This window comes from Sphingomonas insulae, from assembly GCF_010450875.1.
Lineage (GTDB): Bacteria > Pseudomonadota > Alphaproteobacteria > Sphingomonadales > Sphingomonadaceae > Sphingomonas > Sphingomonas insulae.
This window is the reverse complement of record NZ_CP048422.1, coordinates 2,982,521-2,998,531: the sequence shown is the minus strand read 5'-3', so window position 1 is coordinate 2,998,531 and position 16,011 is coordinate 2,982,521. Positions and strand designations below refer to the sequence as shown.

General features: G+C 64.9%; 12 protein-coding genes and 2 pseudogenes. 11 read left to right on the top strand and 3 right to left on the bottom strand.

What is annotated here, in order from left to right; all coding sequences use genetic code 11:
• The first annotated feature begins 262 nt into the window (after positions 1-262).
• The 5 genes from GTH33_RS15870 (at position 263) to GTH33_RS15850 (ending at position 5,423) form a co-directional block, all read left to right on the top strand.
• Positions 263-1,552: a 3-methyl-2-oxobutanoate dehydrogenase (2-methylpropanoyl-transferring) subunit alpha gene (locus GTH33_RS15870; protein ID WP_163959222.1), complete on the top strand. Its 1,290-nt coding sequence runs from the start codon at positions 263-265 to the stop codon at positions 1,550-1,552.
• Between the two features lie 175 nt (positions 1,553-1,727).
• Positions 1,728-2,735 carry an alpha-ketoacid dehydrogenase subunit beta gene (locus tag GTH33_RS15865; protein ID WP_163960172.1) on the top strand — a complete coding sequence of 336 codons (1,008 nt, stop codon included), beginning with the start codon at positions 1,728-1,730 and terminating at the stop codon, positions 2,733-2,735.
• Positions 2,736-2,738: 3 nt separating this feature from the next.
• Positions 2,739-4,100, top strand: coding sequence for a dihydrolipoamide acetyltransferase family protein (locus GTH33_RS15860; RefSeq protein ID WP_163959221.1), 1,362 nt, complete (start codon positions 2,739-2,741; stop codon positions 4,098-4,100).
• Positions 4,101-4,123: 23 nt separating this feature from the next.
• On the top strand, positions 4,124-4,573 hold the full coding sequence (locus GTH33_RS15855; RefSeq protein WP_163959220.1) for a c-type cytochrome: 450 nt from the start codon (positions 4,124-4,126) through the stop codon (positions 4,571-4,573).
• A gap of 10 nt (positions 4,574-4,583) precedes the next feature.
• Positions 4,584-5,423 (top strand): enoyl-CoA hydratase/isomerase family protein, encoded by an 840-nt coding sequence (locus GTH33_RS15850; RefSeq protein WP_243848133.1) that lies wholly within the window; start codon positions 4,584-4,586, stop codon positions 5,421-5,423.
• A 36-nt stretch (positions 5,424-5,459) separates the two neighbouring features.
• Here GTH33_RS15850 and gorA read toward each other — a convergent pair.
• From gorA to GTH33_RS15835, 3 genes and pseudogenes are all read right to left on the bottom strand, one after another.
• Positions 5,460-6,805: pseudogene (gene gorA / locus GTH33_RS15845) on the bottom strand (glutathione-disulfide reductase).
• A gap of 7 nt (positions 6,806-6,812) precedes the next feature.
• Positions 6,813-7,199, bottom strand: coding sequence for a type II toxin-antitoxin system VapC family toxin (gene vapC / locus GTH33_RS15840; protein ID WP_249054919.1), 387 nt, complete (start codon positions 7,197-7,199; stop codon positions 6,813-6,815).
• On the bottom strand, positions 7,103-7,429 hold the full coding sequence (locus tag GTH33_RS15835; protein ID WP_163959218.1) for a type II toxin-antitoxin system VapB family antitoxin: 327 nt from the start codon (positions 7,427-7,429) through the stop codon (positions 7,103-7,105). The genes vapC and GTH33_RS15835 overlap by 97 nt, the downstream gene beginning before the upstream one ends.
• Positions 7,430-8,142: 713 nt before the next feature.
• Here GTH33_RS15835 and GTH33_RS15830 point away from each other — a divergent pair.
• The 6 genes and pseudogenes from GTH33_RS15830 to GTH33_RS15805 all read left to right on the top strand — a co-directional run bounded on the left by GTH33_RS15830 (position 8,143) and on the right by GTH33_RS15805 (position 15,891).
• The gene (locus tag GTH33_RS15830) at positions 8,143-9,174 is read left to right on the top strand and encodes an AAA family ATPase (RefSeq protein WP_243848132.1); all 1,032 of its coding nucleotides are present in this window, start codon (positions 8,143-8,145) and stop codon (positions 9,172-9,174) included.
• 527 nt (positions 9,175-9,701) lie between these two features.
• A pseudogene (locus tag GTH33_RS15825) lies at positions 9,702-11,078 on the top strand (transposase).
• Between the two features lie 608 nt (positions 11,079-11,686).
• Positions 11,687-12,607 carry an OmpA family protein gene (locus GTH33_RS15820; protein ID WP_163959217.1) on the top strand — a complete coding sequence of 307 codons (921 nt, stop codon included), beginning with the start codon at positions 11,687-11,689 and terminating at the stop codon, positions 12,605-12,607.
• Positions 12,608-12,633: 26 nt separating this feature from the next.
• On the top strand, positions 12,634-13,914 hold the full coding sequence (locus GTH33_RS15815) for a hypothetical protein (RefSeq protein ID WP_163959216.1): 1,281 nt from the start codon (positions 12,634-12,636) through the stop codon (positions 13,912-13,914).
• Between the two features lie 149 nt (positions 13,915-14,063).
• Positions 14,064-15,197 (top strand): hypothetical protein, encoded by a 1,134-nt coding sequence (locus GTH33_RS15810; protein WP_163959215.1) that lies wholly within the window; start codon positions 14,064-14,066, stop codon positions 15,195-15,197.
• Between the two features lie 34 nt (positions 15,198-15,231).
• The gene (locus tag GTH33_RS15805) at positions 15,232-15,891 is read left to right on the top strand and encodes a hypothetical protein (RefSeq protein WP_163959214.1); all 660 of its coding nucleotides are present in this window, start codon (positions 15,232-15,234) and stop codon (positions 15,889-15,891) included.
• Positions 15,892-16,011 lie beyond the last annotated feature (120 nt).

The window sequence follows — 16,011 nt, the reverse complement described above, 5'->3', positions numbered from 1 at the left end:
CGCAGGGGGAGGGGGCCGGTTCGGCGGTGCCGGACGATGACGTGGAGGTTTCGCGACGCATGCCGTCGTCGGCGAAACCCCAGCGGTCATCGGGGCGCCGCCACGCGTGTATCGCGGACTCGGAATGGAGCATCGCGGCACATCCTGCGTTCCGATCGGTATGTCGCTGGCGCGCTGAAATGCGCTTGAAATTTAATTACAACGGCGCAACAGGATCAAACAAGGCTGTCGGCGAATCTCGCCGGACGTACAGGAGAGAAGAGTGGCCAGCGAGCATCCTCGCGCCAATTTGCAGCCGCTGACGCTGCATGTGCCGGAACCCAGGTTCCGGCCCGGCGACGCCGTCGATTTCGCCACGGTGGACGTGCCGCCCGCCGGGTCTGCGCGGCGGCCGGACACGGCGGAACCCGCGCGCGACTTCACCGAACTCGCCTATACGATGGTGCGCGTCCTTGACGAGGACGGGCAGGCGGTCGGGCCGTGGGACCCGAAGCTGTCGCCCGATGCGCTGCGCAAGATGCTGCGCAACATGGCGCTGCTCCGCGCCTTCGACGAACGGATGTTCCGCGCGCAGCGTCAGGGCAAGACCAGCTTCTACATGAAGGCGACGGGCGAGGAGGCGGTCGCCGTGGCGGCGGCGCAGGCGCTCGATTTCGAGGACATGTGCTTCCCGTCCTATCGCCAGCAGGGGCTGCTCATCTCGCGCGGCTATCCGCTGGTCGAGATGATGAACCAGATCTATTCGAACCGCGGCGACAAGCTGCAGGGCAAGCAGCTGCCGATCATGTATTCGGCGCGGGACTACGGGTTCTTCTCGATCTCGGGCAACCTCACCACCCAATATCCGCAGGCGGTGGGCTGGGCGATGGCCTCGGCGGCGAAGGGCGACACCCGCATCGCCGCGGTGTGGTGCGGCGAGGGGTCGACGGCGGAAGGCGATTTCCATTCGGCCTGCACCTTCGCCTCGGTCTACCGCGCGCCGGTGATCTTCAACGTCGTCAACAACCAATGGGCGATCAGCAGCTTTTCGGGGTTCGCGGGTGCCGAGGCGACGACCTTTGCGGCGCGCGCGATCGGTTATGGCATCGCCGGCCTGCGGGTCGACGGCAACGATGCGCTGGCGGTCTATGCGGCGACCCTGTGGGCGGCGGAACGGGCGCGGACGAACGCGGGGCCGACGCTGATCGAGCATTTCACCTATCGCGCGGAAGGGCATTCGACCTCCGACGATCCCTCGCAATATCGCAGCGCGGGCGAGCCGACGGCGTGGCCGCTGGGCGATCCAATCGCGCGGCTGAAGCAGCATCTGATCGCGATCGGCGAATGGGACGACGAACGCCACGCCGCGCAGGACCGCGAGCTGGCCGAATATGTGAAGGCCGAACAGAAGGAGGCCGAGAAGAACGGCATTCTCGGCCACGGCCTGCACCAGCCGCTCGACACTTTGTTCGACGGCGTGTTCGAGGAAATGCCGTGGCACCTGCGCGAACAGCAGGCGCAGATGATGGCCGAAGAGGAGGCATCGGGGCGGCCATGGGCGCGGAAATCGTGATGCCGCCCCAAGGGTCCGTCATCCCCGCGAAGGCGGGGATCCATAGCCGCAACGCCAGCGGCTCCTTCCATGACCTGCACGTCTGGATCCCCGCCTGCGCGGGGATGACGAGGATGTCTGTATGACCGACACCGCAATCCAAACTGAAGCGGACGCCGACACCGGCACCACCCGCATGAACATGATCCAAGCGATCAACTCCGCGCTCGACGTCTGCATGGGCCGCGACCCGGACGTGCTGGTGATGGGCGAGGACGTCGGCTATTTCGGCGGCGTGTTCCGCGCCACCGCCGGGCTTCAGGCGAAATACGGCAAGACCCGCGTGTTCGATACGCCGATCACCGAGACGGGGATCATGGGCGTCGCGATCGGCATGGGTGCCTACGGCCTGCGCCCGGTGCCCGAGATCCAGTTCGCCGACTACATCTACCCCGCGCTCGACCAGCTGGTCAGCGAGGCGGCGCGGCTGCGCTACCGTTCGGCAGGCGAGTTCATCGCCCCGATCACGATCCGTTCCCCCTATGGCGGCGGCATCTTCGGCGGCCAGACGCATTCGCAGTCGCCAGAGGGCATCTTCACCCACGTGTCGGGCATGAAGACGGTGATCCCGTCGACGCCCTACGATGCCAAGGGCCTGCTGATCGCCGCGATCGAGGACAACGACCCCGTCCTCTTCCTCGAACCCAAGCGCATCTACAACGGCCCGTTCAACGGCTATTGGGACCGCCCCGCGGAAAACTGGTCGAAGCATGCCGCCGGCGATGTGCCGACCGGCTATTATCGCGTCGACCTCGGCAAGGCGGCGATCGTGCGCCCGGGCGAGGCGCTGACGATCCTCGCCTATGGCACGATGGTGCACGTCTGCGCCGCGGTGATCGCCGAGCACGGCATCGATGCGGAAATCGTCGACCTGCGCACGCTGGTGCCGCTCGATATCGAGACGATCGAGGCGTCGGTGAAGAAGACCGGCCGCTGCATGATCGTGCATGAGGCGACGCGCACCTCGGGCTTCGGCGCGGAACTGTCGGCGCTGGTGCAGGAACGCTGCTTCTACCACCTCGAAGCGCCGATCGAGCGCGTCACCGGCTTCGACACGCCCTATCCGCACAGCCTGGAATGGGCCTATTTCCCGGGACCGGTCCGCATCGGCCAGGCCCTCAAGAAGATCATGAAGGACGCATAAGTCATGGCTCGCTTCACCTTCAAGCTGCCCGACATCGGCGAAGGCATCGCCGAGGCCGAGATCGTCGCCTGGCACGTCAAGGTCGGCGACCGGGTCGAGGAAGACCAGAACATCGCCGACATGATGACCGACAAGGCCACCGTCGAGATGGAATCGCCGGTATCCGGCGTCGTCGTCGAACTGGCGGGCGAGGTCGGCGACCAGGTTGCGATCGGCGCCGGTCTGGTGGTGATCGAAACCGACGCCGCCGCGGGCGATGGCGACGTCGCCGCCGCACCGGCTTCGGCCGAACAGGCCGAGGTCGCCGAACAATATGAGGCGGAGAATCCGGGGGTTGAGGAGGCGCAGGCGGCAGGTATGACGACGCCGGCGCGTTCGGGCGACACCCCGACCCCCGTGCGGGCGGAGCCTGTCGAGGCACAGGCCGCAAGTGTCGCGCCTGCGGTGAGCAGCCCTTCGACAGGCTCGGGGCGAACGGAGGAGAAGGCGCCTCCGCAACCCCACGTCCTCGCATCGCCCGCGGTCCGCGCACGCGCGAAGGACCTCGGCATCGATCTCGCCCAGGTGAAGACCGACGCCGACCGCGTCCGCCACGCCGACCTCGACGCCTTCCTGCGCTACAACGCCGGGCAGGGCTATCAGTCCCCCGGCGCATCGCGCGCGCGGCCTGACGAACAGGTCCGCGTCATCGGCATGCGCCGCCGCATCGCGGAGAACATGGCCGCCGCGAAGCGCAACATCCCGCACTTCACCTATGTCGACGAGATCGACGTGACGGCGCTGGAAGCGATGCGCGCCGACCTCAACGACCACCGCGGCGCCCGCCCCAAGCTGACCATGCTGCCGCTGCTGATCGTCGCGATCTGCCGCACGCTGCCTGAATTCCCCATGCTAAACGCGCGCTACGACGACGAGGCGGGGGTGGTGACGCGGTCGGGCCGCGTGCATCTGGGCATGGCGGCGCAGACCGACGCCGGGCTGACGGTGCCGGTGATCCGCGATGCGCAGGACCGCAACGTCTGGCAGCTTGCGACCGAGATCACGCGCCTGGCGGAAGCGGCACGCGCGAACAGGCTGAAGCCCAAGGAACTTGGCAACGGCACGATCACGGTGACGTCGCTGGGGCCGCTCGGCGGGATCGCGACGACGCCGGTCATCAACCGGCCCGAGGTGGCGATCATCGGCCCCAACAAGATCGTCGAGCGTCCCGTGTTCACCGGGCGCGGCGACGAAATCCGGCGTGCCAAGCTGATGAACCTGTCGATCAGCTGCGACCATCGCGTCGTCGATGGCTGGGACGCGGCAAGCTATGTGCAGGCGCTGAAGAAGCAGCTGGAGACGCCCGTCCTGCTGTTCGCCGACTGAGCGACGGGACGGGGCGGCACGGCATGATCGGTACCGCCGCCCGGTATCGCCGTCACCTCGCCGCCGTCCTGACGCTGCTCGTCGCCGCGTGTTCGAACGACGATACGCAGGCGCGGCGCGACGCCGCCGGTCCACGGCCCGACCTTGCGGCATGGCTTCGTATCGCCAGCCCCGCGGCAGGGGCGCGACGCTTTGCGATCTGCGCGCAATGCCACGCCATTCGTGCCGGTGCGCCCGATCGCAACGGTCCCAATCTGTACGGCGTCATGGGCGGCGGCGTCGCGCAGGCGAGTCCGCGCTTCGGCTACACTGCCGCGCTCCGGCAGGTCGGCGGACGCTGGACGCCGGAGCGGATGGACGCATGGCTTGCCGCGCCGCGCCGGTTCGCGCCCGGCACGTCGATGGGCTTTCCGGGGCTGGCCGATCCGCTCGCCCGCGCCGACCTCATCGCCTACCTCCAGTCACGGCGGTAATACCGGCGGCATGAGGTCAGCATCACGGGGACTGGTCTCGGTCGCCTCTACCGGGCAGACAGCGTCGATGACCCATTACGCCGATCCCGTAGCCGTCGCCCGCGACGGTCATGTCGCCATCGTCACCTTTTCGCGCCCGCCGCACAATTTCGCCGATCTGGCGCTGATCCAGGCGATCGGTGACGCGTTCGCCGCCGCCGATGGCGATCCGGATGTGCGGGCGATCGTCCTGCAATCGGACGGGCGCATCTTCTGCGCCGGCGCCGACCTGGCGCGCGACAATCCGATTGCGACGGACCAGCCGGCCGGCACGCGCAACCCCTTCTACGTCGCCGCGGCGCAGCTGTTCGCGGTGCAGACCCCGGTGGTCGCCGCGATCCAGGGTTCGGCGGTGGGGGCGGGGCTGGGTCTGGCGCTGGTCGCCGATTTCCGCGTCGCTGCACCGGAAGCGCGCTTCGTCGCCAATTTCGTGGCGCTCGGCTTTCATCCCGGTTTCGGCATTTCGGCGGTACTGGAGCGGGTGATCGGCCGCCAGCGCGCCTTGCTGATGAACCTCACCGCGCGGCGGATCAAGGCGGAGCAGGCGGCCGAATGGGGCCTGGTCGACGCACTGGTCCCAGCGGATCGGCTGCGCGCCGAGGCGCTGGCACTGGCGCAGGAGATTGCGGCCGGTGCACCGCTGGCGGTGCGCTCGACGCGGGCGACGATGCGCGGCGACCTGTTCGCGCTGGTGCAACGCCAGACCGATCACGAACTGGCAGAGCAGGCATGGCTGCTGAAGACCGCCGATTTCGCCGAGGGGGTGAGGGCGGTGAACGAGCGCCGTCCGGGCCGTTTCACCGGGCGGTGAACCGGCGCCCTTCCGGCCGGGAGGGCGCCGTTCGGCTCACTTCATCAATACCAGTTCTTCTGCCATCGTCGGGTGGAGCGCGACGGTGTCGTCGAATTGCGCCTTGGTCAGCCCGGCCTTCACCGCGATCGCCGCGGCTTGCAGGATTTCGGGTACGTCGGGACCGATCATGTGCAGACCGACGATGCGGCCCGTCTCGCCGTCGCACACCATCTTGTAGAGCGCACGTTCGTTGCGGCCGGCCAGCACGTTCTTCATCGGGCGGAAGTCCGACGAATAGACGCTGACCGAACCCAGCTTCTGCTTCGCCTCGCTCTCGGTCATGCCGACGCCGGCAAGGGGGGATGGCTGAACACCGCCGACGGGATGTTGGCGTAATCGACCGTCGTCGGCTTGTCGCCGTAGAAGGTGTCGGCGAACGCCTGGCCTTCGCGGATGGCGACCGGGGTCAGCTGGATACGGTTGGTGACGTCGCCGATCGCGAAGATGCTGTCGACGCTCGACTGGTTGCAGGCGTCGACGACGACCGCGCCTTTGTCCAGCGTGACGCCGGCCTCTTCCAGCCCCAGTCCCTCGGTGTTCGGCACGCGGCCGGTGGCGAACATCACCATGTCGACCGTGACCGGTTCGTGGTTGGACATGTGGACCGTAAGGCAGCCGTCCTCGCCCTTGTCGATGCCTTCGAAATTGGCGTCGAACTTGAATTCCAGCCCCTTCATCATGCTGATCTGGAGCAGCCGGTCGCGGATCGACAGATCGTAGCCGCGCAGGATGTCCTGCGTCCGGTTCATGATCGTGACGTGCGCGCCGAACTGGTGGAAGATGCCCGCGAATTCGTTGGCGATATAGCCCGCGCCGGCGATCAGCACCCGGCGGGGAATGGCGTCCAGGTGGAACGCCTCATTGCTGGTGATGCCATGTTCCGCGCCGGGGCAATCGGGTACCATCGGGCGGGCGCCGACCGCGATGAGGATGCGCCCCGCCGTCTTTTCGGTGCCGTCGGCCAGGCGGACGCTGTGCGGGCCGGTGACGACCGCACGCTGGTGGATGATCTCCACCCCGTGGTTCTCCAGCGTCTGGGTGTAGGCGCCGTTGATCCGGTCGACCTCCTCGAGCACATTGTCGCGCAACGTCGTCCAGTGAAAGTCGCACTGGTCGGGCACCTGCCAGCCGAAGCGTTTGGCATCCTTCAGATCCTCGGCGAAATGCGCGCCATAGATCAGCAGCTTCTTCGGCACGCACCCGCGGATCACGCAGGTGCCACCGACGCGATATTCCTCGGCCACCGCAACGCGCGCGCCATGCGCCGCTGCGACCCGGCTGGCGCGCGTTCCGCCCGACCCTGCGCCGATGACGAAAAGGTCGTAATCGTAGTCGGACATGGTGTTCTTACTCCGGGGTCACGAGCGCCGACCGGAGGCCGAGATGCTGGACGAAAGGGTCGAAATCGCGATCGCTGTATAACAGCGGAAGGCGATCAAGGATGCACCGCGTGGCGATCAGCGTGTCGATCGTCTTGCGGATGGTGATGCCCAGGGCGCGTAAATGGCGATAGTGGCGGGCGGCCTCTACCGCGACGCGATGGTCGGCGATCGGTATCGCGTCGAATTCCATCATCCACGCCAGCGTCCGCTGGAAATTGCGCGCACTGCGCGTCCCCTGCAAGACTTCGGTCAGTATCAGGTCGCCGACCCGAAGACGTCCGCCTTGTGCGGTGATATCGCGCAGCGCCAGGGTTTGACGCGTTGTCCGATCGGCGGACAGATCGATCCACACGCTGGAATCGACGAGGACGACCACCCGGCAGGGATGTATTTGCTGGTGCGCATGTCATCCAGGTCGCCGTCCCAGCCGATGCCGCGCAAGCCATCCAGCGCTTGCAGCTGCCGCTTGATGCGAACGGCTTCGCGCATGGCACGCTCGACGGCCTCGCGCTTCGTCTTGACGCCAAAGGTCTCCATCACCTCTGCCATCAGGGCGTCGTCGATCTCGATGTTGGTGCGCATGTGTAGCCTCCGACGCGTCTGTACACATAGGCGATCGGTGGCATCACCGCAATCGGCGCCGCCCCGCGCGACGCATCGGCATCGCGTCCATGGTCCGCGCGACGTCGAATTGCGCAGCCCGCCGTTTCGAGCAAAGACGGTCAGCGAGGTTCGGGTAGAGGCGGGGCACTCGAGGCACCTCACGGCCTGCCAGGGTGTATCGACATGCAGCCTCCTACCTCCCCGGCGGAGGCCGGGGCCCAGTTGGGAAAGCAGCTGTAACGCTTGCATGCGCCTCATCACCAGCCCGCCCCAACCGGGCCCCGGCCTCCGCCGGGGAAGCAAGCGTCTCCAAATGCCGCCTTCGGTGTTGAACGTCGATCCGGCCTGGGTGTCAGGACGATTACGGATATGGTCGCATTGCCGCCGGCCGTAGCGCGCGACAAGGACACCATAGTTCTGGAACGTATCGTCCGCGAGTCGGGAGGCATCGGATAAGAAGACCGCAAGCTCACGTTCGACCTTTCTGGCACTCGCAAGGGACGTCGCTGTCGATGAACTATGATAGGGCGTGCCGCAAACATCGACGGATGTCAGTCGGCGGAGACAGTAACGATGATTTCGCAACTCGCCATTTCCGGGTATCGCTCCCTGCGGGACATCACACTGCCGCTGGCCCCCTGACGATCATAACCGGTGCCAACGGAACTGGAAAATCCAGCATCTACCGCGCCTTGCGCCTGCTCGCCGATGTGGCGCAGGGGCGATTGGTCAACTCGCTGGCCCGCGAGGGTGGCTTGCCCTCGACGCTATGGGCCGGCCCGGAGCGGATCAGCCAGGGCATGCGGAGCGGCACGGTGCCCATTCAGGGGACCGTCCGGTCCGGCCCGGTCAGCCTGCGCCTTGGCTTTTCGGGGGACGATCTGGGCTACGCTATCGATCTGGGCCTGCCGACGCCGGGCTCAGCCTTCGCCTTCGATCCCGAAATCAAGGTCGAGGCCATGTGGACGGGCGGCGTGCTTGGCCGATCGAACCTGTTCGCGGAACGCCGCGGACAAATGGTCCGTGTCCGACGGGCGGCGACCGGCGAATGGCGGACCGGGATGGCGAACCTTCACCCTTTCGACAGCATGGTCACGCACGCGTCCGATCGCGAGGATGGGCTGGAAATGCTGCTCATGCGCGAGCGGATGCGCAACTGGCGCTTCTACGACAATTTGCGCACCGATATCGACGCTCCGGCACGCAAGACTCCGATCCTCACCTACACGCCGGCACTGGCCAATGACGGGGCCGATCTGGCTGCGGCTGTCGCGACGATCCACGCGGTCGGCGATGCGGAGGCCTTCGATAGTGCGATCGAGGATGCGTTTCCGGGATCGACCATCGACGGCGACGGGGATGGCAGCGTCGCGATGCGGCAAAGAGGTCTGCTCCGCGCGATGCGTGCCAGCGAACTGTCGGACGGCACCCTGCGCTACATCATGCTGTGCGCCGCGCTGCTCGCGCCGAACAAGCCGGAAATCCTGATACTCAACGAACCGGAATCCAGCCTGCACCCATCCTTGCTGGACCCGCTCGCACGGCTCCTGACGACGGCGGCCAAAGCATGTCAGATCGTCGTGGTATCGCACAGCGACCGGCTGCTCACCGGCTTGGCAGGCGATCCCGACACCAGGACATATCGGCTGGAGAAAGACTGCGGCGAGACATTCCTGCACAGCGACGAAGACCATTATTCCAAATGGGTCTGGCCTTCACGCTGACCCTGCCCGCATCCGGGACTGGTATACCAGGCTATATGTTTGGCGCGTTCTACGCCGATCTTCCAAGTCGATGAGGGGCCGATTGCCCGGCTGAACGGGGTAATGGAAAATGCATCCCTCTCAAGGAACCCGCCACACCCCTTTGTTTTCCCGGATGTTGGCTCCAGTCGATATGACTCGCCATTCCATGCGCGAGTGACTCCTTATTCCGGCGTAATGACCTCAACCAGCATTCTCGAAAACGATGGTGAAACGGGAATGTTCGCTATTGGTGGAGAGCGGCCTGTCCGCTTTCGGGCGACCAATCGTAATAAGCTGCCGTTCGTTAAGAGGGGGGCGGGGGGCGTGACCTAGTCGTCCCTCGAAGTATGAGCGGCCTTTTGACGCGCCCTTTTGACGCCCTGAAACGGGCACGGGTCCGTGCGCTAACGAGCGGCTCATAACCGTCCGAGGCTGTTGAAAAACGGCTGCTTGCGACGGTGACGAGGGCGTGATTCACTCCGGCAAGGCGGTGGGGGATCACGGACATGATGGGTCGGCAGGTGGCGCAGGGGCGCTGTTCTATGGTTTCCGGCGCAATGAGCATGTGCCGGTCGACCACCTGCTCCGACGCATCGACGGCGTGTTGGACTTCGGCTTCGTGCGCGAGGCGCTGGCGTCGAGCTACAGCACGAGTGGGCGACCCTCGATCGACCCGGAGCTGATGCTCAGGATGCTGCTGGTTGGATATCTGTTCGGCGTCCGCTCGGAGCGCCGCCTCTGCGAGGAGGTGCACCTCAACCTCGCATATCGTTGGTTCTGCCGTCTCGATCTGAGCGACCGAGTGCCCGACCATTCCACCTTCTCCAAGAACCGGCACGGCCGCTTCCGCGCCTGCGACCTACATCGTCTGCTATTCGAGCAGGTAGTCGCGCGGTGCGCCGCGGCTGGGCTGGTAACGGGGCGTGACTTGGCGGTGGACGGCAGCACGATCATAGCCGACGCCAGCCGCGAGAAGAAGCTGAAGGGGGCCGACGCTGCAGACGAGCTTCGTGCCGGGGAAAGCATATCGCGACCCGTCGCCGAATATCTGGCGGCGCTCGATGCCGCGTTGCCGCCGGACCCCGACGAACCAGCGCCCGTCGATCCGACCAGCATCTCGCCGACCGACCCGCAGGCGGCGCTCACCTGCAAGCACGGACCGGCGCGCTACGCATACGCCATTAACCCCCTGCTCGACCTCGACACCGGCTGCATCCTCGACGTGGAGGCGACGCCCGCCCGCTTCGCAGCCGAGGTGGCGGCCACTCGGACGCTGGTGTCACGCGCCGGCACCAGGCTGGGCATCGAACCCGCCAGTCTCTCGGCCGACAAGGCTTATGGTAGCGGTCCGCTGCTCGGTTGGCTGATCGACCGGAACATCACGCCATACATCCCGGTCATCGACCGGACCCGCCAGCGGGACGCCTTCTTCACCCGGGATGCCTTCCGCTACGACCGGGAAGTGGATGCCTATCGCTGTCCGGCGGACAAGCTGCTCGGCTATTGCGGCACCAACCGGACCAAGCAGGTGCCGCTATTGCGGCACCAACCGGACCAAGCAGGTGCGCGTCTACCGAAGCCGGCCGGCCGATTGCACCGCCTGCGAGCCGAAGCCGCAATGCACCATCGGTCCGAAGCGGGGTGTCACCCGGCTTGTCAGCGAGGAAGCCCGCGATACCGTGCGCGCCCTTGCCGGCACCGACGCCTATGTGCACGCACGGCGTCGAAGACAGCGGATCGAGCGCGTGTTCGGCCACCTGAAACGCAACCTGGGGCTACGAACGCTCAAGCTGCGAGGCCTGTCAGGAGCCGCCGAAAAGTTCACCATGGCCGCCGCGGCATACAACCTTCAGCTGCTCGCCCGGCAGGCTGCGCCGGCCTGACACGCGGCGTATCCTACCGTGCCGGCGTCACCAGCCATCCGCCACGCCGATTTCGCGCAGGCCTTTTTCAACAGTCTCGAGCGGTTGTGACACCAGGGAAATCGTACCAAACGCGAAAAGAGCGAACGGCAGAAACGGTTCCTGTAAAATGGGGTTGCTTACGTCTGCATCGTGGTCACGAGGACAGATAGGAAAAGCGGCGGCTCCTGACTATAGCCAGTCTATCGTCGTAGCGTTAACGAATGTCTTATCCACCAATAGCAGCCGATCATCTAAGCATCCTCCAACCAAAAATTTTAGAACTAGTACATGGCTGAGCAACAGGTTCGGCCAGGCTGAACCGTCGTGCGGCACCCACGCTTGAAAAACAAAGTCGCTCCGATTTGCTCCGCATGGCCGGGTGTATCGACGAACAGATCCAAATTGCTGCATTGTTGCGCTGGACAAATTAGCTACGACAAAGCACGTTGACTCCGACAAGGGGGAAGTTTGTGAAGGCTGGTGGGTCGTCAATCCGGTTGTTCCGGAGCCGAGCGCATTTGTTCGGCATGTTGCTTTGCGCGACGGCGGCGTCATGTCTGGTTCCATCTCTCGCATCGGCTCAGGCGATGACGCAGGTGCGTTCCGTGCCGGTCGACTGCCGTGATCTGAAGGCGCCTTCGACTGCGGGTGTCATGCAGCCCTGGCAGGCGTTCGTCAGAATGGAGCATTGCGACCGGATCAAGCGGCTGGCCCGCCTCTCTGCGGCTCTTCCACCAAACCGCCAGCCTGTCTTTTTCGAAGGTGTGGTGCCGGCAGATCGATTGCCGAGTGAGTTCGGCGTGGACGTGCCCGTGCTGCGGGTCGTCTTCCCGGACCACGTCTTCTTCGATACAGCGCAGAGCCGACTGAGACCCGAAGCCGATCCGCTGGTGACGATCATCGCGGAAAGTCTCCGACGCGAACCGCCCGATGTCGCGCTGTTCGTCGCCGGTCACGCTGACAAGCGGGGTGACGCTAAATATAACGAGGCGCTCTCGATTGATCGCGCGAATGCTTTAGCAGAGGCCATTTACGAGCAGGGTGTCGCTTACAGTTCGATCTGGCGGATAGGCTTCGGCGAGGACATGCCTCTTGTGATTGGCGACGACGAGGCCGCGCTAGACCAGAACCGGCGAATTGAATTTTTGTTCGCCTCTAAGCCCGAAGCGGTCGGCGTCTGGATGGCCGACCAGCAACTCTCCGAACTTTGCCAGGCGCGGTCAAGGATCGAAGCTGAACGGTGCAAGGCGCAACTAGTTCTGAAACGAAACTACGAGGCCGTCGAGATCGTGCGGCGCCTGCCGACACGGGTCGATCCCGAACACGGCCAGAGGAGCGGCCTCAAGCCGAACGGGGGTCATCGCGACGCCATCGCGCCTTTGGGAACTAGCCTAGCCGCAGTAAAGCCAACGCCGGGAGGGCCGGTGAGCGTGATGCCGACCGGATCCAGGAGGATCAGGATCGACCCCGTGCTGCGCCGTGCCACGCCGGTGCGGATCGATTTGTGACGGACGGGACCAACGAAGTTAGTGGAATGGGGGAAATTGTGCCGCTCAAGACGTATCTCGACATGGATCTTTCGCCGACTGGCGCGCTGGCGACCGACCTCTTCGCGCGTGCTGATCGCGAGAGTGGTGGAAGAGGCATAAGCCTGACGGGCGATGGTCAATCCGGTGCCATGAGCGCGAATCTCACGCCCGAGATGAACGCCTGGCTTTCCACGCATGTCGCGCGGCCGCGGGCCAACGCCCTGAACTACGTTGTCGGTGCGGCCAAGCGCGTGCGCCTCCAGGGCGGAGTCGAAGGATTCGTCGAGGACTTTGAGCGGGACGTCATCGGACGTGAACGTGCCGTCCGTAAGGCGCAGGAGACGACGACGTTCTACGAGAAGCAGCGTGGCCGATTGGACCGACTAGAAGTCGCGGAGACGGAATACGCCCGCCTTCGCACCGAACTGGGTGGTAGGGATGCGCAGGTGCCGGCGAAGCTGCTAGTATATGGCATTCCGGCGGTCATAATGATCCCCGAGTTCTTCATGAACTACAGTAGCTTCTTCAAGCTCGCCGGCGTGCCGGCGATCGCCGCCGGCCTCTCACTCGTTGTGGCGCTAGCCGTGGCGGTATCGTCCTACATGACAGGTATCTTCCTCAAGGCCTATCAATACTACATGCGGCCCGACGACGATGAGCAGCGCGCCAAGGGCATCAGGCTGATGGCGATCGCGGTGGCCCTGCTCGTCATCTCGATGACGGCGGTCGGCTACGCCCGTTACTCGACCGTGCTCGCACAAGTGGAAGCCGCAGTCGTTCTCGGGCTCACCCCCCCTAACGTGATCGCGCAGACGGCGGGTCTGCTGGCTGGCAACCTCATCGTGTTCGCGGTGGGTGCGGCCTTCACTTACCTGCAGCACGACGAGAACCCGGAGTATGCACACAAAGCGGAAAAGTACCTGCGTCTGAAGGCGGAGATGGAGGGAATATACGGTAAGCAGCTCTCCGCGAAACTCGCCGACATCGACCGGAACCACAAGCGGCGCATCGACGATCTGGGACGCAAGTCCAATCAGATGCGCTCGCAGCCCGACAACGTGGACATCTCGCACGACGCTGGACAAATCACGAGTAAGGATGCCGAAGTGGTGGGGCTTCTCCGCGCCTATCAGAACCGGCTGGTCGACCTGATCTGCGATCGGGATCCCGACTTTCGATTCACCGGTCCGGCGGTCGACAGGCACGCCGGCGCGGCGGTCGAGACGATTACGCCAAACGACTTCGCCGCCCGCTCCATCCACCTCTACCGGAGCGTGCAGCTGTGAGCGGAGCGTCTTCGTGCCGCGCGCTGCTCGTCGGCGCTGCATCGGTCCTCCCGCTTCTCCTCGCCGGCTGCAACAGCGGGTCCGGCGGCACACCGACGAAAGTGGGAGGCTCCACCATCAGGGCGGAGGGTGCCTGCGATCTCAAAGGAGTGCAGGCGCCGCTTCGTCGAACGCTGATCTTCGTCGACGCGAAAGCGCTGAGGAAGGCGGCCGATGCGGTAACGTTCGCCGAGCAGAACAAAGCTTTTCGCGACCTGGTCCTCTCCATCTCGGATCCGGCAGTCGCGCTGCCGGCCGGGACGAGCGCCGCTCGCGAGCAGATCACCATCGCCGTCGTGCCTGCCGACGGGTCCGCCGCGCAGACGACGTTCGTCGGATGCATTCCCGGCCTCTCCTCACAGGAAATGGCGGCGGCTCAACAGAAAGAGGGCGGCGTCGGGAGCATGTTCTCCTCAGGCACCGCGCGAGAGCTTGAGGACCAGGCGTCCAATTTCCGGACGCAGCTAATCGGCGGCATGGTGGCGGCGGGAGCGCTAGCCGCCGACAAGCCAGGTGCGCAAAGCGGCAGCGTCGATGCCGCCCCGTTCCTTGCAGGGCTCAAGGCCTCGAAGGGCATGTTCGAGGGAGACGACCGCGTCCAACGCCTTGTTCTAGTGTCGGATCTCAGCGGCCTTGACCTGCCGAGCGGCGATGCAGAAGCCGTTCGCAGGAGCGGCGTGGAGGCTGGGCGGAAGGCTGCGACCGATTTACCGCAGGTCGACCTGCACGTGGTATTGCCGGCCGGCCGGAGCGCCGCAGGAAAGGACTTCTTCGAGAGCTATTGGCTGGCCCAGGGCGGCAGACTTCTGTCCTACGGTCCGGACAAGATCGGCAATGCTTCGCCAGCGCCCGAGCGGCTGTGGCACTTTTCGGCTAAGGCCGCCTACCCTTCTGGAGACGAGCTTGCCGATGTGCGCATCGGCGACGACGGCAAGGGGAAGCTGACGGCATCCTGGCTGACGTTGCTCGGCACGCCGTCCTACCCGATTCCGATGACCGGTAGCATTTCCTGCTCGGGCGACGATTGTGAGATTAGATCGGACCGCGGCGGTTTCGCGCAGGCATGGAGTCCGCAGCCGGGCGGTGAGCCTGAGTTCGGAAACGAGATGCCGTTCGGCGGCATGCGGAACTTCGCATTCAGGATCACGGGCGACAAACTGTCAGGCGAAGCAACGGACGAGGGTGTCTACATTGGTGCCGACAAGGGGCGTCAAGGAATAGCCGTCAACGGCAGGGCGAAGTGAAGACTGACCAGCTGAACAAAAATGGGGGAAGACGATGAAGAGAAGATCACTGACGCTGCTCCTTGCGGTGACCTTGCCGTTTTGCGACGTGGTTGCGGGCGTCGCCCAAGCCGAGAAGATCAAGTATGCCAAGACGGAGGTCGAGAAAGCTCGGGGCAAGTGCGTCGGCTCAGTGCTCGGCGGCGCTCTGCTCGGCGCCCTCGTAGGCAGGGCAACCGGCAAAAGCGGCTTGGCGGCAGGAGCGGCGATCGGCGCCGCTGCGGGAGCCGGCGTTTGCGCACTCATTTTGGCCAACGCGAAAAGGGCTGATAGGATCATCGCGGCTCAGATCGCCTCTGCGAACTATCAGAACGCGACCTACCGGACGACGTTCGCAGCCGACGACGGTACTAGCGAGACTACGTTCGAGGGGCGTGCCGGCGCGAGCGAAAGCATTGATGCGGTCCGTCTGCAGCCTGTCCGCTATATGTTGCTAGACGGAGCCAAGATGGAGTCGCCGGTCCTTGCGGGTGCCGGGCAGGACTGCCGCCCGATCAGCGGAACGCTTGGGGGGCGAACGACGTTCGTGCGGCGCTGCCTACCCAGTACGTCTGCCGCACGCCTGATGGCGACTACAAGCCGTATGGCCTGCAGGTGGCTGACAGCGGCAAGGGCAAGAAGGCTTCTTGAAGAAGAGGCCGAAGATCTCGCTTGATCTTCGGCCTCTGCGTGTCAGATAGGCCATAGTTTATAATGATGTCGTAGCCAAATAAAATGAGGCTAATGAATTTGTTATGATTACAGATTGTAGATCGTAATTTATTACGCCTACTAA

Excerpts from the sequence above, each read along its gene's own strand:
- GTH33_RS15860 (WP_163959221.1), top strand. The coding sequence starts at position 2,739 with ATGGCTCGCTTCACCTTCAAGCTGCCCGACATCGGCGAAGGCATCGCC.
- GTH33_RS15835 (WP_163959218.1), bottom strand. The coding sequence starts at position 7,429 with ATGCGCACCAACATCGAGATCGACGACGCCCTGATGGCAGAGGTGATG.
- GTH33_RS15865 (WP_163960172.1), top strand. The coding sequence starts at position 1,728 with ATGAACATGATCCAAGCGATCAACTCCGCGCTCGACGTCTGCATGGGC.
- GTH33_RS15805 (WP_163959214.1), top strand. The coding sequence starts at position 15,232 with ATGAAGAGAAGATCACTGACGCTGCTCCTTGCGGTGACCTTGCCGTTT.
- GTH33_RS15820 (WP_163959217.1), top strand. The coding sequence starts at position 11,687 with ATGACGCAGGTGCGTTCCGTGCCGGTCGACTGCCGTGATCTGAAGGCG.
- GTH33_RS15855 (WP_163959220.1), top strand. The coding sequence starts at position 4,124 with ATGATCGGTACCGCCGCCCGGTATCGCCGTCACCTCGCCGCCGTCCTG.
- GTH33_RS15815 (WP_163959216.1), top strand. The coding sequence starts at position 12,634 with ATGGGGGAAATTGTGCCGCTCAAGACGTATCTCGACATGGATCTTTCG.
- GTH33_RS15850 (WP_243848133.1), top strand. The coding sequence starts at position 4,584 with ATGAGGTCAGCATCACGGGGACTGGTCTCGGTCGCCTCTACCGGGCAG.